This window comes from Neolewinella sp., assembly GCF_965214665.1.
Classification (GTDB): domain Bacteria; phylum Bacteroidota; class Bacteroidia; order Chitinophagales; family Saprospiraceae; genus Neolewinella.
On the sequence record NZ_OZ243970.1, the window covers coordinates 3,456,564 to 3,480,729 of the forward strand.

Consider the following 24,166-nt stretch of genomic DNA (forward strand, 5'->3'; position numbering starts at 1 on the left):
CAGACTGCGCCGAATGAGGGGAGTAGTGATCACTGTACGGTCACGACGTGGGTGTATTCGGGTACGCTATCGTTAAAGATGATACGCACGTCGATAGTAGCCATGTCTACCTCGGTACGGAACTTAAAGGAGTTGGCCCAGTAATCATCCGTCACGGGTACCAGCTCGTAGAAGTCCGCCGGAGTGTTACCGTCTGGCCGGGCGTTATCACCATTTCGGCTGCCGTACCATTCTTCGGTGGTATTTCCGTCGCTGTCGGTGACCGTGAACCTAAATTTATAGCGCTCATCGCGCCCCCAACTCTCCTCCTTGAACTCGAAGGGCTGATCATCAGCCACCCAGGTACCGTTTCCGGAATAGTTAAGGGCAAAGGGAAACTCCCCGCGGGGCGGGAACCACAATTCCACCTTATCGATAGTGGAGGTACTCACCGTTCCGTCACTGAAATCAAGTCGGATACGGTACACCTGCTCATCGTCGGTCTGGGTAGTCTCTCCATCAGCCCGGAACTTGACACCGTCGATGTAAAAACTTTCTGCCGTATCATCGCGGCGAGTGATGAAGCGGTAGGTGCCGGGTTTAAGGCTAGTGTAGATCTCGTAGGTAGTCGCTCCGGTTTTGGTGAAAGCCCGGGCTTCGGCAATCTCCTCCCCCCCCTCGGTCGCCGAGCCGGTTAGAAAAAGCTGGTCGGGGGTGGGAAAGCCGCCGGGGCGGCGTACCGCGAAACTGCGGGTCAGTCCTGACTTGGTGACATTGATACCCTTGGAGCTCCACACCGTCCACTGTAGGGTAGCCTGGTCCTCCGCCTCGACTCCGGCAAGGGTAGCGATCTGGTTGAGCTCGGTGAACGAGAGGGTCAGCCGATTCTCAAATCCGCGCCCGTCGGAAGCTACGACGTAAATAGGATTGGAGAAGTCCCCCCCCTCCACATCAAAGGCTACATCATACAGTACGACGCCGTTATCGGAGGCCTTGGCTGCCTGCCATTCGAAGGCAGCTGACCCCTGGGCCCCGAGATCGAAGAAGCGGCCCTCTTCGGGAGCGTAGAGTGTCTCTACCGGAGAAATCTCAGCCAACGTAAAGGTCTCCTCCTCTTCGCAGCCTAGCAGAAGTAGCAGTAGAAAAAGGGGTGCGGTGTACTGGATGATCGATCGCATGGTAAAAGAGTTTAGCTAGTAGGGATAGGCGGGGTTTACCAGCCGGGATTCTGGGTGAGGTTTTCGTTGATGAGGCGTTCATCGCGAGGGATCGGCCAGAGGTAGTGCTTGGCGGGGTCGAAGGTGCGCAGTTGTACCCGCAGGTACCCATCGTCGGTGCCGGAGGGTCCGTAGCGGGCTCCGTTCAGCCAGCCGTTGAGTACCTCTTCTGCGATGCGCCAGCGACGAATGTCAAAAATGCGCAGCCCCTCCATGGCTAGTTCTACGCGTCGCTCATTACGTACTTCCTGCCGTAGCCCGGCCTGATCGCTACCGGAGAATTCCAGTGCTGCCGGGTCGGTAAAGCCAGCCCGCTCGCGCAGCGGCCGGATGGTACGGTTCCAGACGGCAGCATCTAGTTCGCCCAGTTCCATCTTGGCCTCGGCATGCATCAGTAGTACATCGGCGTAGCGTACCAGCATCAAGTTCAGTCCTGAGGCCAGCGCCGTCTGGTGGGTGGGGTCGAAGTATTTGCGGGTGTAGTAGCCCGTAGGCGTGGTAGAGGAACCCGGAGCGTACTCGTCAATTGGTTCGTCGGGATCGGAGCCCGGCTCGATGTAGATGATGTGGCTACCCCGTAAATCTTCCCACTCGTAATTGTGGTATACCACGGTGGCAGTCAGCCGGGGGTCGCGATCCGTGTAGGGGTCGTTCTCGTCGTAGCCGGAGTCAGCCGCTTCAATCCTAGCCCCGTTGCGCATCCGGTAGCTATCGACCAGTTCTTGACTGGGCGCTAGCGCATTGAGGCGGGCACCGGCCGAAAGGGGTGCTATATCGAAGTATTCCACCCACATGCGAAACTCAGGTACGTACTGAAGACTAAGTATATCCTCCGCACTGTATTCATTCTCCGGTAGGAACAAAGCTGCGTAGTCAGGAAATAGACTGTAGCCGCCAGCCTCGCCGTCCATGATGCGTTCGGTAAGGGTAGCTACCGACTTCCAGTCTCCCTCGTAAAGGTCTACCCGGGCCAGTACCGCCATGGCCGCTCCGCGGGTGATGCGGCCGCGATCCTGTTCTCCATACTCCTCGCGTGTCGGCAGAATGTCGATAATGTCGGTAAGCTCGGAGCGAATGAAGGCCAGCACCTCCCCACGGGGCGTACGGCTCAGCGTTTGGGCCTCTTCGATAGTAGGGTCGCTACGAAGCAGGGGAACGTCGCCGAACCACGTCATGAGCTGGAAGTGCTGCCAGGCACGGATAAACCGGGCTTCGGCCTTGGTGCGCTCACGGAGCGCTTCGTCCATATCGCCTACCCGGTCGACGTTAGCGAGGAAAAGGTTACAGGTCTTAATGCCGGCGTAACGCCCATCCCACTCCCCCTGAATACGGCCCTGGGAGGGGTCATAGGTGCCGGTAGCGATAGCAATTATATCCTGGTCGCGTGCCCAAGCATTATCGGAAAGCGCCTCGTTGTAAAAAAAGGCGTTAGCACTGTACAGCTGGCTGTAGGCCGTATTCAGAAAGGTAAGCGCCTTATCGGTACTCGTCCAGTAACTGGCATCGGTGAAGGTATTCTCGGGGATAAGGTCCAGCGATTGACAGCTGCCGAGCAGCAGTAGGCCGCAGAGTGCGTATAGTCGGGGAAGTCGGAGTAGGTTTTTCACGGGGCGGGGTTAAAAGGTGGCGTCAATACCTACGCCGTAGTAGACGAGGGTGGGGTACGCACGGGCGCTGTTGGCCCCGGCATTACGGAGATTGCTGTCGAACTCAGTAAGCTCAGGGTCGGCAAATTTTAGTTTACTGATAGTAGCTAAGTTCTGGCCGGAGGCGTAAATGCGCAGGCGCTGCAGCCCGACCCGCCGGCTAAGCGATTCGGGGAGGGTATAGCCAAGCTGGACGTTCTTGAGCCGGGCGTAGGCCCCGTCGAAGAGGTACATGTCCGAGCCGCGGCGGAAATTATTGGTGTTGCTCTGGGTGCCGGCATTGGCTAGGCGGGGGTAGCGCGCATCGGTATTTTGCGGCGTCCAGTAATCTAGCTGGTGGGTGTACATCGTGGCACCGTAGTTGAAGTGAAACGGCTCCACTTGCTCGCCACGGATCATCATCGTGCGCCGGCCGACCCCCTGGACGAATACGCTGGCGTCGAAGCCGCGCACGGCCACGTTGTAGGTCAGCCCGAACGTGAGGCGGGGGAACGGATTGCCAAAGACAAATTTGTCCTCGTCGTTGATTACTCCGTCCTCGTTCAGGTCGACATAACGGTTGTCCCCCGGTACTACGGTAATCCCTTCCGGAACCGCAGCGCCCTCGATCTCTTCAACATTCTGGAAGTAGCCGTCGCGCTTTAGGCCCACGTAGGAAGCATAGGGCAGTCCCTCCCGAAGAATGATCTGCAGTTCCTCGACACCCGTAAGGCGCTCCCCCCCCTGAAAGTCAAGAACTTTGTTCTGAGAGTCTCCCAGGTTAGCTCTAATGGAGTGGTTGAATACGTCTCCGGCGTGCCGGTAGGTGAGGCCTAGCTCCCAGCCCCGGGTCTGCACCTTTCCGGCATTGAAGTCCGGTAGCCCCGTACCGTAGACGCCCGGTACAGCCGGGGGCACGAGGATGTCGGAGGTGACCTTGTTGTAATAATCGAAGGCCACGGAGAAGGCACCCCGCAAGAAGTCGAGGTCGGCTCCCAGGTTGAGGGTAGCGGCCCGCTCCCACTGCAGGTTGGGGTTGGCGAAGTTGTAACCTGCCCCGCTCACCCCGGAATTGTCGAAGCCATAGGCATTCTGAAAGGTGAAATAGGTAGTCTGGTACTGGAAGTCTCCGACGTTCTGATTGCCCAGAATACCGTACGAAGCCCGCACCTTGATACTACCCACCCGCTCCCGGTAGTTGGTCATAAAAGGTTCCTCCGTCAGATTGTATCCCAGGGATACCGACGGGAAAAACCCCCAGCGCAGCTCGTCGCGAAACTTCGACGATCCATCGTAGCGAAAGCTAAACTCGGCAAAGTACCGATCGGCGAAGGCGTAAGAGGCACGCCCGAAGAGGCTGTTAAGGCTCCTGCGGGAAGAGCTCTGATTAGAGTTGTAGCTGCCCTCATCGATCTCGGTTTCGGTAGTAGGTGTGCCTAGATCGGGGTCGGTAAACCGCTTGAAAAGCCCGATACCCCGGTCGCGGTGGTTCTCATTAGAGGCTCCCAACAGGAGATCCACATCGGATTGGCTACCAAAGGTCGTACCGTACTCGAGCAGCAACTGCGTATTGAGGTCGAGGCTACGACGCATCTCATCGCGAGTGTCCCGGTTTGCGTTGGCAACCCCCTTGGGGAAGAAGTCGACCCGCTCACTACGTGCGAAGAGGGAATTATAGTAAAGTCGGCCGCCAAACACTCCCCTAACTTTGAGCCCCGGGGCAAGCGTCAACTCACCACTCAGGGTGCCGAAGAGGTCATCATCGTCGTAACGCCGGAATCCGCCTGCTTCTAGAATACCCAGGGGGTTGAACTCCTGCAATACATCGTTCGTCAGGTAACGCCCTAGGCTATCCTGCTGATCGTAGTACAGGGGCACACGAAACGCATCGACCATCAGGACGCTTGTACTAGAGGAATGGTCCTCTACCTGCCGCTTGGCGTAAGAAAGCGTACTGGCAAACTTGAAGCGGTCCACCTCAGTGCTGAGGTTAAGTCGGAAGTTGTAGCGCTTAAGCCCGCGATCGGGACCGACGAAGTTGCTGCGCTGGTCGGTGTACCCGGCGGATACCAGGTACGTAGTGGCGTCCGTGCCACCGCTAAGCGAAAGGTTATGGTTTTGCTGGAGGGCGTCCTGTACGATAGCGTCGGCAAACCACTCCCGCGAGCCCCGTGCTTCGATGGCGCGTACCTGCTCGGGGGTATAGATAGCCCCGCTGGCATCACTGTTAAAGGCCGCCTCGTTGCGTAGGATGGCATTCTCTACGGCTTCCACCGGGCGGGTGAAGAAGGTAGGGGTATTAATTCCAACCAGTCCGTTATACTGTAGGGTGGGCCGGCGGTTCTTCTGTCCCTGCTTGGTCGTGATCAGCACCACGCCATTGCTCGCCCGCGAGCCGTAGATCGCTGCGCTACCGGCATCCTTAAGAATAGACACGTTCTCAATATCGGCCGGATTAAGGGAGTTGATGTCCCCCCCTACAATGCCGTCAATAACCACCAGGGGTGAGTTGTCACCTAGCGTACTGATGCCACGAATATTGATGTTGACTCCGGCGCCGGGTTCCGAATTAGGCTGCTGAATGACCAGGCTGCCTGACTGCCCCTGTAAAGCCTGGGTAGTGTTTACCACCGCCCGGCCCTCGAAGGCATCTTCCCCGACCTGATCAACGGCCGTAACCACCCGCGATCGCTTCTGGGTACCGTAGCCAACTACCACTACCTCACCCAGGGTAGCGACGTCGTCCTGAAGCTGTACACTTACGCTGGTCTGACCCGCTAGCTGTCGCTTCACCGTAGCCATACCCACGAAGGAGAACCGGAGGGTGGCTTCCGGAGAGGTCACCGTAAGGGAGTAGGTGCCCTCGAAGTCCGTCACGGCTCCGTTGTCACTGCCTAGCTCCTGCACCGTGACCCCGGGTAGCGTGATGCCATCCCCATCGGTTACCGTACCCGTGACCGTGACCGGGGAGGAAGACTGCGCCCAACTTGGGGAGGAAAGGAAAAGCAGTCCTCCAACTACTAGATAGAGAATAACGCTCCGCCTACGCGATAGACCGGAAGGATCGAAGGATGTAGTCATGTACTGGCCAATTTACTGGAGAGGACCGAATATACTAAATCGTTTTATCATCTTCAACTTCTTTGCTATATTTATCGCATGCTGACTTTCGATCATACTCAGGGTAGTCCACATTACTTTGCACCTGCGACCCCGCCCGCTTAGCTGTCAGTACGCTTTGTTTCCCTCCCTATACGCCAAATACACTCGTCGATGCGCCAGTTTATCTTGCTTCTAGTGGTTTGCCTGCCTTGCTGGTTGGGCGCGCAGTCCTCTACCGACCGCAACCAGCACTACATCACCAACCAGCCCCCGCTAGTAGCCACCCCCTACACGGCCCTACCCCTAGGCGCGATCAAACCCCACGGCTGGCTCCGCAGGATGTTGGAGCTACAGCGCGACGGCATGACCGGCCACCTCGATAGCATGTATTCCCTAGTTATTGGCCCCACGAACGGCTGGCTGGGCGGGGGAGGGGACGGCTGGGAAAGAGGCCCTTACTGGCTCGATGGACTTACCCCACTCGCCTACCTACTCGACGACGAGGAGCTCAAGGCTAAGGTGCAGCCCTGGATCGAATGGAGCATCAGCAACCAGCGGGACGACGGCTACTTCGGTCCCGAACCCCTAGCGGAGGGCTACGAACGCATCCCCGGCACCCAGCAGGAACCGCGCCGCGACTGGTGGCCCCGCATGGTGATGCTAAAGGTGCTACAGCAGTACTACCTGGCTACGGAGGACGAGCGGGTGATCGACCTGATGACCGACTATTTCAGGTACCAGCAGCAGGAATTGCAGAACACCGAGCTAGGCCACTACTCCTTCTGGGCCAACCGCCGGGGAGCCGATAACCTAGCCGTGGTATACTGGCTGTACAACATCACGGGCAATGACTTCCTGCTCGAACTGGGGGAGACCCTCCACGCCCAGACCTTCGACTGGACCACCGTATTCACCGACGGCCGCATCGCCGTCACCAACCCGCTGCCGAACCTGCACTGCGTCAATATCGCCCAGGGGCTAAAGGCACCGGTCGTGTACTGGCAGAATCACGCCGAGCGGGACGATCACCGCAACGCGCCCAAAGCAGGACTGGACGTACTGCGGGACGTACACGGCTTCGTAAACGGAATGTACGGCGCCGACGAACGCCTGCACGGCAACGACCCGACACAGGGCTCCGAATTCTGCACCGCGGCCGAGATGATGTTCTCCCTGGAGACGATGCTGCCGATCACGGGCGACATGTACTACGGCGACTACCTGGAAAAGGTCACCTTCAACGTGGTGCCCACCCAGCACAGCGACGACTGGATGCGCAAGCAGTACTTCCAGCAGGTCAACCAGATCGACGTGATGGGCGGGGAGTACAACTTCTTCGACAACGACGATCAGCGGCTGGTGTACGGCGTGGAAACCGGCTACACCTGCTGCACCACCAATATGCACCAGAGCTACCCGAAGTACATACAGAACCTCTGGTACGCCACGGCCGATAACGGGCTGGCGGCCCTGGTCTACGGTGCCTCGGAGGTCACGGCCCGGGTAGCGGATGGCCAGGAGGTGACCTTTACCGAGACCACCGACTACCCCTTCGAGGAGACGATCCGCTTCGAGCTGACGGAGGGCGAGGCGGCAAATTTCCCGCTGCACCTGCGCATCCCCGAGTGGGCGACTGATACCTGGACGGTAAGCGTCAACGGCGAGGCGCAGCGGGTAGAGGCGACCGACCGGGTCGTGGTACTCGACCGCAACTGGACGGTGGGCGACCGGGTCGAACTGCAACTACCGATGACGGTGCGGACCAGCCGCTGGTTCCAGCAGTCGGTCGGGGTGGAGCGCGGACCCCTGGTCTACGCCCTGAAACTCTCCGAAAACTGGACCGAGCGCAACACCGAGCGCTGGCCCCACAGCTGGTACGAGGTCACCACCGACGAGCCCTGGAACTACGGCATCCCCTGGTCGGAGGTCGAGCAAAAGAACTTCGTTGTCGAGGTGGCCGACGGGCCCGTAAGCGACATGCCCTGGAACCTGGAGAACGCCCCCCTCCGCATCCGGGTGAAGGCCGCCCGGGTGGAGGAGTGGCAAGCGTACGACCACCGGACCGGCCCCCTGCCCGCCCACCCGCGTATGGCGCGCGACGAGCTGACCACGGAACAGATCACGCTCATTCCCTACGGCTGTACGACGCTGCGGATCGCGCAATTCCCGGTTATCGACGTGCGGTGAGTAACAGACCATGCTTTTACAGCGTTCCCTGGACAAATAGTCTGTAGGCCTATGCCCACCAAGCGCCATTCGATCAAGGACATTGCCCGGACGCTCGGCGTATCTCCCACCACCATCTCCTTCGTACTCAATGGCAAGGGCCCAGAGAAAAAGATCTCCGCCGAAATGATCGAGCGGGTCACCGCCTACGCCAAGAAGATCAACTACAAGCCCAACATGCTGGCCCGCAGCCTGCGTACGGGCAGTACCAAGATCCTCGTCTTCATGGTGGAGGACATCAGCAACTACTTCTTCAGCCACGTGGGCCGCTACATCGAGGAGATCGCCCACGAGCGGGGCTACCGCGTCATCTTCTGTAGCAACGAGAACGACGATGCCCGCTCGCGCGACCTTATCACCCTCTTTCTCGACCGGCAGGTGGATGGCTTCATCCTCATCCCCTCCAGCGGCATCCGCGACGAGGTAGCCAGTCTGGTGAAAAGCGGGGTGCCGGTCATCCTCTTTGACCGCTACTTCCCGGACCTGAAGACCAGCTACGTGGTCATCGATAACTACGCGGCCTCCCTCAACGCTACCCGCCACCTCATCGCTGGCGGCTACCGCCACATCTCCTTCGTCACTACCGACGTGGAGCAGGTGCAGATGCTGGACCGCAGCCGCGGCTACACCGATGCGATCACCGCGGCCGGACTGCCGGTGAATATCCTGCGCGTCCCCTTTGCCGATACCTATTCCGAACGGGCTAAGGACCTGATCCGCACGCATTTCTCCACTAATGATGCCCTCGATGCGGTCTTCTTCTCCACCAACTACCTTACGCAGAGCGGACTGGAGATCATCAAGGAGCCGGGTAGCAAGTCCATCACCGAGTTAGGCATTCTCACCTTTGACGACAACGACCTGTTCCGCATCAACACGCCTACCATCTCGGCCGTCGCCCAGCCCATGCAACAGCTGGCCGAGGAGCTGATGCGCATCATGCTGCTGCTGCTGCTCAAGCAGAAGGGGAAGACTACTACCGAGCCGGTACAGGTGACGTTGCCGGCGGAGCTCATCGTGCGGGGCTCTTCGGTGGGAACTAGAGAAAGGATAGTAGAGGCAAGTACCACAGGCCGGTTATGAAATCGCTGCTAGTCCACCGATGCCCCACAGCCCTAAGTTTCAATCTCATACTTCTCCACCCGCCGGTAAAGCGCCGCCCGCGTTAGCCCCAGCTCCCGGGCCGTAGCCGTGATCTCGCCGCCATTCCTACCCAGTGCCGCGCGGATCATCCGGATCTCCATCTGCTCCAGGGTTACGCCAGAGGGGGCGAAATTGGTCGCCGTGGACCGCTCACCCGACTGCCGTTCGAGTTGCTCCACGCTCAAAGTATCCTCAGTACTCAGGATGGCGGTGCGCTCGATCAGGTTTTGGAGCTGGCGGACGTTACCGGGAAAGGGCTGGCGGCGTAACCAGGCTACCGCCTCGTTGGGGAGTTTGAGCTTCGGGCGCTCATAGCGGCGGCGGGCACTGGTCAGGAAGTGCTCGGCCAGGGAGGTGATGTCTTCGGGCCGCTCGCGCAGGGCGGGTAGGTGGAGGTGGATGAGGTTGATACGGTAGAGTAGGTCTTCACGGAAGGTACCCGCGGCCACCATTGCATCCAGGTTGCGGCTGGTGGCGCTGAGGATGCGTACGTCGGTGGGCCGTGGCTTACTTTCCCCCAGTCGCTCGTACTGCCGCTCCTGTAGCACCCGCAGTAGCTTCACCTGAGCGGCGGGGGCCAGGTCGCCCACCTCGTCCAAAAACAGGGTGCCGCCCTCCGCCAGCTCGAAGCGCCCCTTGCGGTCGGTACGTGCATCGGTAAAGGCCCCGGCCTTGTGCCCGAACAGCTCGGACTCGAACAGCCCCTCCGGTACGCCGCCCAGGTTCACAGCCACGAAAGGACCGCGAGCACGCTTACTGGCCGCGTGGATGGCCTCGGCGATGAGTTCCTTACCGGTGCCGCTCTCGCCCGTAATAAGAACGGAGGCCTGGGTGGGGGCTACGCGCCGGGCCTGTTCGATGACCTGCCGTAGTGCGGGCGAGGTGCCGGTGATGGAGCCGAATGGGTCTGCTAGCTTTTCCGATCGCGGTGCACCTGCGGCCCCGCCCCTACCCAGTTGTGCATTTATCGCATTGAGCAGCTCGTGGTTATCCCATGGCTTGGCGATGAAGTCGCGCGCGCCCGCCTTCATGCCCTCCACGGCCAGTTGTACGGTGGCCCAGCCGGTCATCTGGATGACGGGTAGCTCGGGGTGGGCCGCCAGGAGTTCGCGTAGGAGTTTCATGCCGCCGCGGCCGCTGGTCTCGATGGTGAAGTTGAGGTCGAGCAGCACCACGTCGGGCTGGAACTCACTCACTGCCGCTAGTGCCTCCTCCGGGTAGTAAATACTGCGTACCGTGTGGCTGGCCCGGCGGAGCAGGAGCTCGAGGCTGGTGCAGACGGTGCGGTCGTCGTCGATGATTAATACGGAGGGCAGGGGGGATTACAATTTACCGTTTACCAAGTACCATTTACCATTTAGCGTCTCTGCTCCCCCGATAGCTATCGGGGCTCGTTATGGGGAGGAGGCGGAGGAGTAGCCTGGATGTCCAGGCACTGCTTAGTCCGTGCTACGATTTCCTTTACACGTTTGCGTTCCTCAGGCTGGTCGCCAGTGTGCTCGATGATCAGGGTACGGTCATGGGTGTCAATGTGCAGGGTGGCGTGCTCGTCGATATTGGTGGTCAGGTCGCCGCGCATGTGAACGTTGATGTTGTTGTCCGTGACCTGATTCATGCAGTGCATCAACTCGCTGGACTTGCCCGGATCGAGGCGGACGCGGAAAAAGTAGCTGTCTTCATGTTCGCTTTCCTGTACGTGGCGGCGCTCTTGTTGGGCGGCGAGGGCGCAGGTGCAGAGCAATAAAGCAATGGCAATAAGTAGCGGTTTCATGTATGGTACTGTTTAATGACTATAACTGTCGGCGGACGAGCCAAGCTACGCAAGCCTCGGCCGACGACAATTACTCCTCGTGGAGGACATCGGCGGGGTGGAGCCGCGCGGCCTGTCGGCTGGGGAGGAGGGCACAAAGGGTGACGATGAGTAAGATAGTAGCGATGGCCGCCCCGATGCCGAAGTAGAAGTACTTGCCGGGTATGGGCAGTAGCTCTAGAAGGGGTACCTGTACGGCGAAGAAGGTGCCGAGTAGCAGTCCGGCTACGGTGACGATGAGTACCTCGCCGACAAACTGTGCGGTGACCTCACCGGGCGTGGCACCCATTGCTTTGCGCAGGCCGATCTCGGCGCGGCGGCGGTTGATCTGGGTGAAGAGGACGCCGAAGAGGCCGAGGGCGATGTTTATTAGGAGGAAGGCGGAGATGGTGGTGAGGATGACTAGGGGGATAATGGTCGGCCGGTTAGCCTGTATGCGGGCACCGGCCAGGTTTTCGATCACCACGTCCGTATTGCCGGTGATGTTGGTCAGCATATTGTAAATTGGTTCTTCCACCGCGGCGGTCTGCCCTGGTTTGGTACGCACAATCAGGCTTTCGTATGGATTTTTGGCGTAGTCACCATTACGCTGATAGAAGAAGGTGAGTGGTGAGGCTTCGGCAAAGTTACTACTGTACTTAAAGTCTTCGACAACCCCGATGATTTTGTTATCGCCTTCGAGTTTCAAAATGGTGTCCAGTAGACTTGTCGTATTGGGGTAAAATTCATCCGCAAAGGCACCGTTGACGATGATGGGGGTGTACTTCGCGTTAGCGTCTCCAGCCTCAAACCAGCGGCCCTCGCGTAGTTGAAGTTCGGCGGTACTAGCGTAGTGCTCGTCGGCAAAGAAACCCATTGTGCCTAATTCGTAGCCATTATCATCGTTACCATTGTACCAGGTGTTATTAAGGAACGGAGCCACGAAGCCGATAAAGGCAGCATCGGCAACGCTGGGGAGGGTGAGCAACTCTGTCCTGATGCGCTCCTGAATGGCGAGTACACCAGCGGAGTCGAGGTCGTCATTAAGGTCAAGCTGCACCCTTAGGCTTTGTTCGTAATTGAATCCGAGGGGCGAGCTGTATCGCTCCAGATTATAGATGCCGAACGCGTATACTGCGAAGAGTACGATGAAGGCTAACAGAATCTCCAGAAAGAGCATACTATTCGCTCTGCGCTTGTTCCACATCAATTTCAGTAGGTGCTTAAGCATGGGTAGCATAATTTAGCGTAATGCGTCACCAATATTGGTGCGACTCATTCGGTAGGCTGGCAGCAGGCCCGAAAGCAGACCGAACACCAGAATTAATAGCATGAAGTAAAAAAACACTCGCGGAGTGTACGCCAGACGTAACCCGCCGAGCAGGTCATTGGTATTGTTGTATTGAATAATTGCGTAGGCCAATAGCAAGCCAACCGCCCCACCGATGAAGGTGAGCACGAGATTTTCGAAGATGAATTGGTACAGTATGTTTTTACTATCCGCCCCAAAGGCCTTGCGTACCGCAATCTCAGACTTACGCTCGATTACGCGGCTGATATTGAGATTGACCAGGTTAATAAGGGGCAGTGATATGAACAGTAGCAGGATAGCTAGGATAGGACCAAACAGGGTGTATACCGCTAGATCGGGGTCTTCATCATCCACTCCAGCCAAGTTTCCAGCAAAATCTTGTACTCGTGTAAACCCCTTCAATCCTAGCCGCTCGAACTGCTCCTCCGGTGGCATTTCGAAGTTTTCAGCGATGAAGGCTAGCTGATTGGCGACAGAAGCTCTTTTGGCCGGACTAGTTGCTTTGAACGTCGCCCGGAACGGGCCGTATATTTCTTTGCTATCAAACACTTTGCTGTCGATTGTAGTAAGCGGCAGGTACACACCGGCGAGGATGGCGGGATGGTCCATTAACGGACGAGCCACTATACCCACCACCCTGAATTTCTCTCCGCCTAGATCTATCTCTTGACCGATCACCAACCCAGGTTCCTTTCCAAAGTACTCCCGGGCGGCGCGGTCAGTCATGACGGCTACTTTATTAGCCTGCGTGATATCATCTTGCCCGAAGGGAGCCCCGCTGAGAAAAGTGAAGTCGAATACTCGCCAATAATCAGCATCTACATAAGTGGTCGCGAAGCTTATTTTCCGGCCATCCAGGTAGATATCCATCGGTCTTCCGTCGGAATAGAAAGCGTGATCGGAGACATCCTCTAAATTCTGGAGTTGATTACTTAGAAAGTGAAAACTGGCCGAGCCGCTGTTCATCGTTCTGCTATTACCTTCCGTCACCACGGGGCTCGAATCGTACCGCATCACCCCCGTATCCATGAGCACCGAATCTAAAGTGTACGTAGTATCGTAACTCGGCGTATAGCGCTCTACGTTCTGTAAAAATACCATCCGATCCACGTCCGTCATCGGTGGATTTGCCCCAAACAGCGCATCCCCCATCGAAGTAATCAACATCAAAATCATCAGCGTAAAGCTGATCCCAAACAAGCTCACGAAGGTGTAGAAGGGCTTGCGGCGGAGGACCTTTAGGGTGAGGAGGAGATAATTTCTAATCATATCGGTATTCATTATTTTGGTTGTGATTTACGATTTACGACGTACGATTTACGATTTACGATTTGCTGCCGCTACGGTTTGCTCGCTGCGCTCGTGGCTACCGCACTTTGTAGGTGAGTCGGCGCAGCTGGTGAATGGCACTTGCGGTAGCTAAATCACCAATCGTACGTCGTAAATCGTACATCGTAAATCAACTCACCCGCTCTCCATCACTAAGCCGTACCAGCCGGTGTGTCTTCCGCGCCATCCGCTCATCGTGGGTCACCATCACGATGGTCGTGCCGAGGTCGGTATTCAGCCGCGTAAGGATGTCCATGATCTCGTCGCCCATGTGGCTGTCGAGGTTACCGGTAGGCTCGTCGGCCAGGATGATATTGGGGCGGCCGACGATGGCGCGGGCGATGGCGACGCGTTGTTTTTGTCCGCCGCTGAGCTGGTTCGGAAAGTGGGTGGCGCGGTTACTGAGGCCCACGCGTTCGAGGGCTGCGAGGGCAAGTCGGCGGCGTTCCTTACCGCTCGTCCTGCGGTACAGCAGGGGCAGCTCCACGTTATCTACCACCGAGAGGTCGTTGATGAGGTGGAAGCTCTGAAAGATGAAGCCCAGCTGCTCGTTGCGGAAGCGGGCCACCTTGCTGCCGTTGTAGCGCGTCACCTCCTGCCCGGCCAGCACTACGCTGCCCTCGCTTGGCTCGTCGATCAGTCCCATGATATTGAGCAGGGTAGATTTGCCGCAGCCCGAGGGGCCCATGATACTTAGGAACTCGCCGTCCGGCACGCTCAGATTCATGCGCTGTAGGGCGAGGGTCTCGATGGTGTCGGTGCGGTAGGATTTGGAGACGTTGGTTAGCTCTATCATGGTTGTTGCGTTGTTACGTTTTTTAGTTGTTGCGTTTGTAGGAATGCTCACTTCGCTCGGTTTGGGCTGTTGCATTGTGGAGTTGTTGTATTAGTGGCAATGCTCGCTTCGCTCGTGCTGGTGTCTCCGCTTGTACTGCACCTGCGGCCCCGCCCCCTGTGCCGTTTGTCACGTTTCTGCCGCCTGCTACGCCTTTGCCGCCTATCCCGACCGTCACGCAACAACCCAACAACTCCCGAACCCAACAACCCCAAACCCAACAACCCCAACTCATTCGTACAAGGGTTTATCCCGCCGAAAGTCCCACAGCGTAAGCCGTTCCAGATTCGTGTAGGTGAGCCAGTAGGCGCGGAGGGTTTCGGCGTAAGCGCGGGTGTTCTGGTCGCGGTTCTGCTGGGCGAAGGTGAGGTCGGTGAGCGGGATGGCGCCGAGGGTATAGCTTTCCTGACTGATGCGGAAGCGTTCTTCGGCAAGGTCACGGATCTGGGTGGCCAGCACGAGCTCCTCGCGTACGGTGCGCCACTGATCGAGGAGCTGGGTGAGCTGGCTCTGGAGGTTCGTTTCAATGCGTTGACCGAGTTGCTGCGCCAGGGCGAGCTCGGTGGCGGCGCGTTTGTTGAGGGCGCGGCGCTGGCCCCAGTCGACCAATGGCACGGCGAAGGTGAGGCTCACGATACGCTCGTTCTGCGGATCGCTGTAGATGGGGTCGAGCGCGTCGGCGTTGCGGATCAGGCCGATGCTGGCGTCGAGGTCGAGGCGGGGGCCGAGGTCGCGCCTGATCCGGTCGGCGTTGCGCCCGGCCTCGAGGGTGCGGCGGGCCACGTCGAGCAGTTCGGGGCGCTCGGCAAGTAGGGTGGTGGCGCGGGCGGCGGCTACGTCCAGGTCGGTAAGGGCGGCGGTGGCGGCGGGCGTTTCGGGTTCTAGGAGTTGACCGGTATAAGCTTCTCCTAGATATTGCAGGATGGCGGCTGAAGCCGCCCCTACTAGGCGCTCGGCCCGTAGCAGGTTCTGCTCGGCGCTGGCTAGTTCAAGCTGTAGTTGGACTAGGTCACCGCGGTTGATTTGTCCTAGTTCGTAGCGTTCCTGGGCAATGGTGTACAGCGTCTGGTTAGCCTCCCGGTTGGTTTCGGCGATGCGGCGCTCCTGGTCGGCACTCACCAGGTCGAAGAAGAGGTCGGTAGCATCCAGGGCGGCATCGGCGCGGGCGGCGTCGCGGGCGCGGTCGGTGAGCTGGGCCTGGAGGGGCAGCAGGCGACGATCCCAGCGCCAGGGATTGAAGGCCAGGATCGGCTGGCGGAAGGTCAGGCGCACCGGGGCCCCGTTGTAGCTCTTCGAGGATTGGGCAAAGTTATCCGTGCGTTGTAGGGCAGTTTCTAGTCCGATGAGTCCGCCGGTAGCGGCGATGCGTTGGTTGGCCAGCAGCGATACGGAGGAGTTGTTGAGCTCGATCTCGCGGAAGGCGATCGACCCGTCGTCCAGCGTCACCTGCGTCGAGGTACGGAAGTAGTTGGGCAGGGTGGCGGCCAGGTCGAGGCGGGGGCGTAGTCCGGCGCGGTAGGCGTCTAGTTCCAGCTCCGCGGCTTCGGCTTGCTGGGTGGCAATGAGTACGCTTTCGGCTTTCTCGGCAGCCCGTTGCTGCAGCTCTCCTAGTGTGATCGTCTGGGCGCCTACTGTGGGCACGGGTGCAGGGTCCTGTGACCAACAGTTGGTGCAGAGTAGAAGGAGGAAAAGGCTAGGACGGAGGCGGAGCATCATTCTTCCAGTTTGAAGGCGGTGACCCGTTCCAGCTCCTCGCTGTCGGAAATGATGATGCGGTCGCCGGCGGTGAGCCCACTGGTGATCTCTACGAAGTCGCCGTTGCGCATGCCTACGCCTACCTCGCGGCGGGTGGCCTCCTCGCCGTTGACTACGAAGACGGACTGTAGGCGTCCGCCCCGGAAGGCCGGACCGTTCTTGACGCGCAGTACATCCTCTACCTTATTGGTGATGACGTAGAGCTCGGCGCGTAGGTTGGGGCGCAGTTCTTCGTGGCTGGGGTCGTCAAGTTCCACCCGGAAGCGGACCAGGTTATCGGTGACCTCGGGCAGGATGGCAGTGACGGTCCCGGTGAGGCGGGCGGTGGCGGTGCGCAGTTCCACGGGTAGGCCTACGGCGAGCTGGTCGGCGTAACGGTCGGAGGCGCTGCCCTCTACTTTATAGCGGCCGAGGTCGGCGATGCGGGCCAGGGCGGTGCCCTCGGTGACCTGCTGGCCGATGTTCTCGTTCACCCAGGTGACTACGCCGGCGCGGGGGGCGCGGACTTCTGTTTCCCGGAGGCGGCGGCTGAGCTGGCTTACCTCTTTTTCTTCCATGCCCACCTCGAGTTGGAGGGCGCGCTTGCGGCCGGCCAGGCTGTTCTGGCTATAGGCGAGTTGGTTGCCGAGTTTTTTGGCCTCCAGCTCGCTAATTTTGACGGCTAACTCGGCGGATTCCACCTCCTCCTGGGTAGCCCCGCCGATCTCTAGCAGGCGACGGGCATCGGCGAGTTGAGCGCGGGCGGCGGCGAGTTCGAGCTTTTTGATCTCGGTGTCGTAGGTGAGCTCCTGCAGGTCGCGTTCGTATTCGAGGCCGAGGAGTCCGATGCTATTTTCCTTCACGGCTAGCTGGTCGCGACGGCCGTCTAGTTGCAACTGGACGTAGTCGCGGTCGAGCCGCATGATCAGGGCGTCCGCCTGCACCTGCGTCCCCGCCGTAAGGAGCACCTCATCAATGGTGGTAGCAACGGGGCTGTTGAGCTGCTCCTCAAAGGCGGGCAACACCAGGGCGGTGGCGTTGACGGTATTGACCACCTCGCCGCGCTCTACGGTGGCGAAGCGGAGGGTATCCTCGTCGGCCGAGGGGCGCAGCAGGCGCAGCCCGTACCAGACGGCGGCACCCAGTAACACGATGGCGGCCAGCCAGCTTAGTAGCTTCTTGCGGCGGCGGCGGGTGACGGTCTTGGTGTCGAGGGTACGATCCATGCTGGTGGGGGAGCAGGAATCGTGCCAGGAAAATTAAGTACTTATAATCAGCACATTACGTAGGTAGAATTATTACATGTGTTCGGAATCGGACGGGGGGTGTGCGGTATCGTTGACGGAAATTTGGTCGCTTACAAAGGTCGAGTGGCCTCTGGCCCGAGCAGAGACGTGCAGCAGGAGAAGTGGCTGCGCCACTTCGCGCGGATGATACAGGCTCGGGCCAGAGGCCGCTCGACCTTTCAACCCGAACGATCCCACTCTCCTCTTACCTCATCGGCGTAGTCTAGCAGTTCCTGGCTCGGCTCTTTGATAACCCCGATCCATGATTTTCGCCTTGCTCCCTCCGCCTCCGGCTCGGTTGATTCCTGAACAATCTCTACATCGTTCACTGCTTCGAGGTATTGGATCACCTGCATGGCCCGCTCCCGTAGTATGTTGAGCCGGATAATCATAAGTCAGAGTTACGCTAGATAATCTATAAGCGCAGCCAGAGGCTGCATGTTGCTGGCGCTGCCGGAGGCAGCATTGTACTATAGTAGGGCCGCACCAAACACCCCCGCCGAGTCCCCCAACCGCGGCCGAAGGATGGGCGTGTCCCGCCGTGGATTGAACAGGTGCTCGGCGATCCGGTCCACGCCCTCCGTGTATACTTCCTCGATGTTGCTGAGGCCGCCGCCGAGCACGACGGCGTCGGGGTCGAGGACGTTGATGATGTTAGCCAGGCCCTTGGCGAAGAAGTGGAAGAAGCGCTCCAGGGTACGGGTGGCGGCCGGGTCGTCGCCGGCGCGGTAGCGGGGTACGATCTCGCGCATACTCCGAGACACGCCACTCATACGCAGGTAGTAGCGTTCCAGGGCGGGGCCGGCTAGTATCTGCTCCGTGCAGCCCACGCGGCCGCAGTAGCAGTAGCCGCCGGAGTGGTCGAGAAAGGTGTGGCCCCACTCGCCCCCGATGCCCTGTGCCCCGCCGATGACGCGGCCGTCGACGACCACCCCGCCGCCCGTGCCAGTGCCGAGGATGACGCCGAAGACGACCCGCGCATCGGGTACTTCGGCGGGTACAGCTCCGAGTAGGGCCTCGGCGATGGCCAGGCAGTTGGCGTCGTTGGCCAGGGTGAAGCGCTTGCCGGTGAGGTGCTCCAGGTCGCGGCCGAGGGAATTACCGTTGAGTACGACCGTGTTACTATTCTTCATCAGACCCGTAGGCGGATCGATGGTACCGGGGGTGCCCATGCCGATGTGCTCGGCCGTCGTGCCGGTAGCCTCTTCCAGCTCGGTCACTACCCGGGCAATGCGATTGATGATGTGATCGTAGCCCCCCCCCCGCTCGGTGGGGATGCGGAGGCGCTCGAGCACCTTGCCGGCGTCGTCCAGGACAGCCCCTTCGATCTTGGTGCCCCCCAGGTCGATACCGAATTTCATGTTAGCTTGCTTTGCGGTAATGTACGTCGCACCTTTCCGATTTAACTTGCACCTGGCTTACATCTAGCTTAAATTAGGGGCCCCTCCCCCTAATTACGCGTACCCCAGATGACGCAGCCCACCTGTCACGACTGTGGTAGCATCAGCCGACGTACTAGCAGGTAGACCAGTGGGCCCAGGATGGGAAAGAGCAGAATGGCGTAAACGTACGAATTACTGTAGCCCGCCCGCTTCCGGGCCGCCATATCCTCGCGGGCAATGCGCAGGATGGGCCGGTAGATGAGCACGGCCAGGACAATGACGGCAATACCGAAGAGTAGAGTTCTGGTGGGCATGGTGGGGCCTTTGCCCTTCTGAACCCCGTGTGGGGGGGCTTGTTTCAGCAGGCATGACGACACTGCAAGCGGGCAACCGGGCACCCGACTTTACCGGTACCCTCCAGGACGGATCGACCACCTCCCTGGCCGACTATACCGGCCGGCGGCTGGTGCTGTTTTTTTACCCCAAAGACGATACGCCGGGCTGTACCGCCGCGGCCTGTAGTCTGCGCGACGAGTTTCATACGCTGAAGAAGGAAGGCTTTGCGCTGCTGGGCGTGAGTCCGGATAGCCCTAAAAAGCACCAGAAGTTCATCGAGAAGTACGGCCTGCCGATGCCGCTTATCGCCGACGAGGACCACAGCATCATGGAGGCCTACGGCGTCTGGGGCCCGAAGAAGTTCATGGGCCGGGAGTACGACGGGGTGCACCGTACCACCTTCGTCATCGACACCGGGGGTAAGATCGAGCGCGTAATCACTAAGGTGAACACCAAGGATCACGCCGGGCAGTTACTGGCTGCCTAGCTTTGCTGGGGTACTTCTGGGAAGGGGTACGGGCGGGTCTGCTGCTGTCGCTGCTAGTGGGACCGCTGGTGGTGCTACTGATCCAGCTAAGTCTGCGGCGGGGCACCCTGGCGAGCTTTGCGGCGGCGGCCGGTATCTGGACGAGCGATCTACTTTACATCTCGGCCTCCCACTTCGGGCTGGAGGGGCTGGAGCGTATCCTGGAGTATCGCTATCTGAATGAGGTGTTGGGCTCGGTGGGGGCCGTGCTACTGATCGGGGTGGGACTGGTCATATGGTACCGTAAGCCGCCAAGCATTAAGGGGAAGAAAATCCTTCCGACACGGCAGGGGCTGGCCAGTGCTTGGGTGCAGGGTTTTCTCGTTAATACCCTGAATCCCTTCACGGCCTTCTTCTGGTCGACCCTCGTGGTGACCCAGGTGCATAACCGGGCGCTGCTGGGGGTGGAGGCGCTGGCGATCTACGGCGGCATTATGGGTACCATCGTGCTGGCCGACTCGGCCAAGGTGCTCGGTGCGCGCAAGCTGCGGGCGTTTCTGCGGCCGGCGATGCTGCTGCGGGCGCAGCGGCTGGGGGCGGTGGCGCTGGGGATGTTTGGGGTGGTGCTGGGGGTGCGGGTCTGGCTGTAGCCTAGGGCTACAGCCCCCGAACTGCGTTCGGGGTCGGGGCGGGGGAACTGCTACGCGGTTGTGGGGTAGGTATAGCAGGGGGGCGGGGCCCCGATAGCTATCGGGGGTGCGGGCGGAACGAAGTGGGAAGATGCACAGTTAGGTGGGTATGGCTGACCAGCAGAGTGTCCCTGTGTTTCCCGTACTGTTAGTCAATTTTATTGGCTTTCTGGGGTATAGCCTCATCATTCCGATCCTTGTGTTCCTGGTGGAGCGGTTTGGGGGCAATGCGTTCGTGTACGGAATTGTGGGGGCGATCTATCCGGCCTTTCAGTTGATCGGAGCGCCGCTGCTGGGGCGGTGGAGCGATGCGGTGGGCCGGCGGCGGGCGCTGCTGGTGTCGCAGATCGGGACTTTCTTGGCCTGGTGTCTTTTCATCGTGAGTCTGCTGCTGCCGGTGCGGCAATTAGCGGCGGTAGATAGTGCGGTGCTGGGGGCGTTTTCGATCAGTCTACCGTTGGTACTACTACTTATTGCCCGGGCGCTAGACGGACTCACGGGCGGGAACGTATCGGTGGCTAATGCGTACATGTCCGACATTAGTGACGATAGTAATCGGAAGGCGAACTTCGGAAAGCTGGGTTCGAGTACGAGTTTGGGGTTCGTGATCGGGCCGGCGGCGGCTGGGCTGCTGGGGGCCACGGCGTTAGGAGAATTGCTGCCGGTGATCGTGGCGGCTCTGGTGTCGCTGGTGGCAGTGTTCGCCATTTACTTCTACTTACCGGAGAGCAATCCGAAGCCGGTAAAGCAGGAAAACCAGGAGGATAATCCGCGCTGGCTACAAAAGTCGGCCGGGGTGGAGCACAAGGACTGTTACGACCAGGATGAAAAGCAACCGGCCGGAGGGCTGCGTACCATCCTGGGTATCGGCGGGGTGCCACTGCTGTTCCTGATCTACTTCCTCACCTTCTTCGGCTTCAGCTTTTTCTACTCGGGGTTGCCGATCCTGGCCTCGGGCCAGCTGGGGTGGGACTCGGGGCAGTTGGGGATCTTTTTTGCGGTGACTAGCGGGGTGATGGTACTGACCCAGGGGCCGGTGCTGTCGTACCTCTCGGCGCGCACGGAGGATAAGACGCTGGTCATCGCCGGGGCCTTTCTGCTGGCGGTGAGCTTTCTCTTTTTCCCGCGGGCGGAGAGCTTCTGGGTGTACGCCGGTGGCATCATTCTGGCGCTGGGTAATGGTACGATGTGGCCGAGCTTTCTGTCTATTCTGGGGCGTACCGGTCCGAAGTCACAGCAGGGGGCGGTGCAGGGCTACGCGAACAGCATGGGGAGCCTGGCGAGTATTTTGGGGCTGATCGGCGGGGGTACGCTGTATGCCTCGCTGGGGCCGCAGGTGTTTTACTTTGCGGGGGGGCTGGTGTTCGTGATCTTTCTGCTTTCTTTTCTGCTGGGTCGGGCGGGGCCTTCCCTGCAGCCCCGAACTTCGTTCGGGGTCGAATAAGGGGGACTGCTACGCAGTCGTGGGTTAGCGGACGCGGCTAGCGTTGGCCTGAATGAAGCCTTCCCAGCCGCTGAAGCGCTTGCCGCCGGGGATAGCGGTGCGGTTCTGGTAGTAGTGGCACATGGCGGCGCCGAGGGCGTCGGTGGCATCTGCCAAGTGGCGGCTGCTATCGAGCTCGAATTCATTTTCGAGCATGGCGGCAACCTGCTCCTTACTGGCGTTGCCGTTGCCGGTCACGCTCTGCTTGATCTTGCGGGGGGCATACTCGGTGACCTCCAGCCCTTGGCCGATGGCGGCGGCCATGCAGACGCCCTGGGCGCGGCCGAGTTTGAGCATCGATTGGGGGTTCTTACCGAAGAAGGGGGCCTCGATGGCCATGATGGTGGGGTTGTGCTCGCCGATCACCTGGGTGAGGCGGCGGTGGATGGTCTCCAAGCGGCGGCTGTGGTCCCGGAACTGCGCTAGCTTGAGCACGCCGAGCTCGACGATGCGGCGGCTGCGGGGATGTACCTCGACTACGGCAAAGCCCAGTACTACGGTGCCGGGGTCGACACCCAGGATGCGGTACACGGCCGGTTCGGGAGCAGATTTCGTAGCCACGGGGGCCGGGGGTTTTTTGAGTGAGTAAGAACGAGGGGTGCAACGTGTTTGCCGCAGCCGAGGGTACATTTCGCCGGTGTAAGGTAGCGGGAATTTTGGGAGGGGAACAAATTTTTTGGTTTGGGGGGGGGTTCAACTATTTGGAGGATGGGGTGAGGTGTGGAGTGTGGAGTGTGGTAGGCGGCAAACTCACCACCGAGCGGCTTACAGCCTGCACGGAGGAACTCACAGATTGCTATGGAGTATGCAAGCTTACATGGCGTTCTTTTTGGTAAAGTGTGTCTTTTTCGATGCAGGCATAGAGCACGCGCAGCATTTTGTTCCTTACCGCATTGATCGCGGACAGATGGGCCTTGCCCTTAGCGCGTAACCGATCGTAGAGCTGGCGGTACAGGTTGTCGTGTTTGATCAAACTCATGGCCCCCAGATGGATAGCCGTTTTGAGCTCCGCGCTACTGGCCTTTGAGGTACGTGGCCCCCGCCGCACACTGCTGCCGCTTTGGTAGGTATGGGGCGAGATACCGGCGTAGCTGGCACAGGCCCGGGCGGTAGGGATCTTTTGGTACAACTCCGTCAGGGCTAGGACGACGAGCGAGTTTTTCGGGCCCATGCCGGGCACGGACTGGGTGATGCGGTACAGCCGACGCATCTGCTCATCTTCCTGGATCAAGGCGGTGAGGCGAGCGTCGAGTTCGGCTAGGTTCTTTTTCATCTGCTGCACCTGCCGGCGGATGATGCGTGCGCCGGTCGTGTCCAGGGGGTAGAGGGCATAGGCCTTGAGTTCACGGTAGGATACCTCCAGGGCGGTGAGCCCCTTAAGCAGGCTGCGGCGTAGTTGGAGCAATTGGCGCACCTGACGTAACTGCTTGGCAGGCAGGGTATAAGCCCGGGCATCGTTCTGATGCCTCAGGGCGTAGCGGGCAATGGTCAAGGCATCGCCGGCATCGGTTTTATCCTTCTGACGCCCGCTACTGAGTTTGATCTGTAGGGCATCCTCGCGCCACAAAAAGGGGGCGGCCTCATCAGTAGCCCGGTGCATAACGAGTAATAAGGGATGAGTGTAGACCCCCGTGTTTTCTACGCACTGCAGGATGTTGCAGGCCGCCGCACCCAGCTGGGTGCACAGGCGCTTAAAGAACTTACGGATAGTGGGTACTTCATTGGCGATGTTACCGCGGTCCACCGCTTGGCCCTGCCGGTCCAGCACACAATAGTCCAGGGTAGCTTTGCTGACATCCCAGCCCAGAAAATAGTTAAAATGCATATCTTTGAAAGGCATTGTGCAGAAGGCAGTTTGGTAGCTAGCTCATCTCCTCAATTAGCGGGTTCTCAGGACCCAGATTGCTATACGAGCTACAGCAACCAAACAGCGGCGCGGGGTGGAAAATCTGCGACGGATTCTACGATCCAGAGGTTCACACGCTTTACCCCGGCCGCTGCCTTTTGCGGTTAGTGAATAGCCGTAAAACTAGCCGCGCCGCCGCTTTTGGGAGCGGCGCGGCCAGTTTCACTCCCTTGAACTGGGGAAAAAAGTGGGGTGAAAACGGCTAGTGCAAACCTAAAGGAGGTTTCACAGAGCCGTCGTTGGAGGTGTGGTAGCCTCAGCAGGGGGACGCGTGATTAGGGGGAGGGGCCCCTAATCTAAGCCTGGTGCAAGCCACGGAGGGGCCTT

General features: G+C 59.5%; 20 protein-coding genes. 5 read left to right on the plus strand and 15 right to left on the minus strand.

The genetic code is table 11. The annotated features are described in order from the left end of the window. Positions 1 to 29 precede the first annotated feature (29 nt). Genes ACOOHD_RS14840 through ACOOHD_RS14850 form a run of 3 tightly spaced genes read right to left on the minus strand, consistent with a single transcriptional unit; the run spans position 30 to position 5,902 of the window. A complete protein-coding gene (locus tag ACOOHD_RS14840; RefSeq protein ID WP_420458664.1) occupies positions 30 to 1,157 on the minus strand; it encodes a SusE domain-containing protein in 1,128 nt (375 codons plus the stop codon). A gap of 35 nt (positions 1,158 to 1,192) precedes the next feature. Further along, a complete protein-coding gene (locus tag ACOOHD_RS14845; RefSeq protein ID WP_420458665.1) occupies positions 1,193 to 2,803 on the minus strand; it encodes a RagB/SusD family nutrient uptake outer membrane protein in 1,611 nt (536 codons plus the stop codon). A 9-nt stretch (positions 2,804 to 2,812) separates the two neighbouring features. After that, a complete protein-coding gene (locus tag ACOOHD_RS14850; protein ID WP_420458666.1) occupies positions 2,813 to 5,902 on the minus strand; it encodes a SusC/RagA family TonB-linked outer membrane protein in 3,090 nt (1,029 codons plus the stop codon). 192 nt (positions 5,903 to 6,094) lie between these two features. Here ACOOHD_RS14850 and ACOOHD_RS14855 point away from each other — a divergent pair, with 192 nt between their 5' ends. Beyond that, complete coding sequence (locus ACOOHD_RS14855) at positions 6,095 to 8,110, plus strand: beta-L-arabinofuranosidase domain-containing protein (protein WP_420458667.1); 2,016 nt, start codon at positions 6,095 to 6,097, stop codon at positions 8,108 to 8,110. 51 nt (positions 8,111 to 8,161) lie between these two features. Then, positions 8,162 to 9,232 (plus strand): LacI family DNA-binding transcriptional regulator, encoded by a 1,071-nt coding sequence (locus ACOOHD_RS14860; RefSeq protein WP_420458668.1) that lies wholly within the window; start codon positions 8,162 to 8,164, stop codon positions 9,230 to 9,232. A 32-nt stretch (positions 9,233 to 9,264) separates the two neighbouring features. Here ACOOHD_RS14860 and ACOOHD_RS14865 read toward each other — a convergent pair whose 3' ends face one another. The 10 genes from ACOOHD_RS14865 to ACOOHD_RS14910 form a co-directional block, all read right to left on the minus strand. Beyond that, complete coding sequence (locus ACOOHD_RS14865) at positions 9,265 to 10,608, minus strand: sigma-54-dependent transcriptional regulator (RefSeq protein ID WP_420461437.1); 1,344 nt, start codon at positions 10,606 to 10,608, stop codon at positions 9,265 to 9,267. Between the two features lie 65 nt (positions 10,609 to 10,673). Further along, positions 10,674 to 11,063 (minus strand): hypothetical protein, encoded by a 390-nt coding sequence (locus ACOOHD_RS14870; RefSeq protein ID WP_420458669.1) that lies wholly within the window; start codon positions 11,061 to 11,063, stop codon positions 10,674 to 10,676. Positions 11,064 to 11,133: 70 nt separating this feature from the next. After that, complete coding sequence (locus ACOOHD_RS14875; protein WP_420458670.1) at positions 11,134 to 12,312, minus strand: ABC transporter permease; 1,179 nt, start codon at positions 12,310 to 12,312, stop codon at positions 11,134 to 11,136. A gap of 12 nt (positions 12,313 to 12,324) precedes the next feature. Next, complete coding sequence (locus ACOOHD_RS14880; RefSeq protein ID WP_420458671.1) at positions 12,325 to 13,674, minus strand: ABC transporter permease; 1,350 nt, start codon at positions 13,672 to 13,674, stop codon at positions 12,325 to 12,327. Between the two features lie 178 nt (positions 13,675 to 13,852). After that, entirely contained in the window at positions 13,853 to 14,518 is a 666-nt protein-coding gene (locus ACOOHD_RS14885; RefSeq protein WP_420458672.1) for an ABC transporter ATP-binding protein, read from the minus strand. Positions 14,519 to 14,788: 270 nt separating this feature from the next. Further along, entirely contained in the window at positions 14,789 to 16,198 is a 1,410-nt protein-coding gene (locus ACOOHD_RS14890; protein WP_420458673.1) for a TolC family protein, read from the minus strand. 71 nt (positions 16,199 to 16,269) lie between these two features. Further along, entirely contained in the window at positions 16,270 to 17,517 is a 1,248-nt protein-coding gene (locus ACOOHD_RS14895) for an efflux RND transporter periplasmic adaptor subunit (RefSeq protein ID WP_420458674.1), read from the minus strand. Between the two features lie 239 nt (positions 17,518 to 17,756). Further along, positions 17,757 to 17,969 (minus strand): hypothetical protein, encoded by a 213-nt coding sequence (locus ACOOHD_RS14900; RefSeq protein WP_420458675.1) that lies wholly within the window; start codon positions 17,967 to 17,969, stop codon positions 17,757 to 17,759. Between the two features lie 78 nt (positions 17,970 to 18,047). After that, positions 18,048 to 18,938, minus strand: coding sequence for an ROK family protein (locus tag ACOOHD_RS14905; RefSeq protein ID WP_420458676.1), 891 nt, complete (start codon positions 18,936 to 18,938; stop codon positions 18,048 to 18,050). A gap of 125 nt (positions 18,939 to 19,063) precedes the next feature. Next, complete coding sequence (locus ACOOHD_RS14910; RefSeq protein WP_420458677.1) at positions 19,064 to 19,273, minus strand: hypothetical protein; 210 nt, start codon at positions 19,271 to 19,273, stop codon at positions 19,064 to 19,066. Between the two features lie 53 nt (positions 19,274 to 19,326). On the opposite strand from ACOOHD_RS14910, the gene bcp reads away from it, so the two are divergent. The 3 genes from bcp (at position 19,327) to ACOOHD_RS14925 (ending at position 21,894) form a co-directional block, all read left to right on the plus strand. Beyond that, the gene (bcp, locus tag ACOOHD_RS14915; protein ID WP_420458678.1) at positions 19,327 to 19,782 is read left to right on the plus strand and encodes a thioredoxin-dependent thiol peroxidase; all 456 of its coding nucleotides are present in this window, start codon (positions 19,327 to 19,329) and stop codon (positions 19,780 to 19,782) included. Between the two features lie 2 nt (positions 19,783 to 19,784). Then, positions 19,785 to 20,411 (plus strand): LysE family translocator, encoded by a 627-nt coding sequence (locus ACOOHD_RS14920; protein ID WP_420458679.1) that lies wholly within the window; start codon positions 19,785 to 19,787, stop codon positions 20,409 to 20,411. A gap of 148 nt (positions 20,412 to 20,559) precedes the next feature. Further along, entirely contained in the window at positions 20,560 to 21,894 is a 1,335-nt protein-coding gene (locus ACOOHD_RS14925) for an MFS transporter (protein WP_420458680.1), read from the plus strand. 24 nt (positions 21,895 to 21,918) lie between these two features. Here the strand turns inward: ACOOHD_RS14925 and ruvC are convergent, their stop codons facing one another. Continuing rightward, positions 21,919 to 22,494, minus strand: a complete 576-nt coding sequence (gene ruvC / locus ACOOHD_RS14930; protein ID WP_420458681.1) for a crossover junction endodeoxyribonuclease RuvC — start codon at positions 22,492 to 22,494, stop codon at positions 21,919 to 21,921. A gap of 235 nt (positions 22,495 to 22,729) precedes the next feature. After that, positions 22,730 to 23,758, minus strand: coding sequence for an IS110 family transposase (locus tag ACOOHD_RS14935; RefSeq protein ID WP_420457795.1), 1,029 nt, complete (start codon positions 23,756 to 23,758; stop codon positions 22,730 to 22,732). Positions 23,759 to 24,166 lie beyond the last annotated feature (408 nt).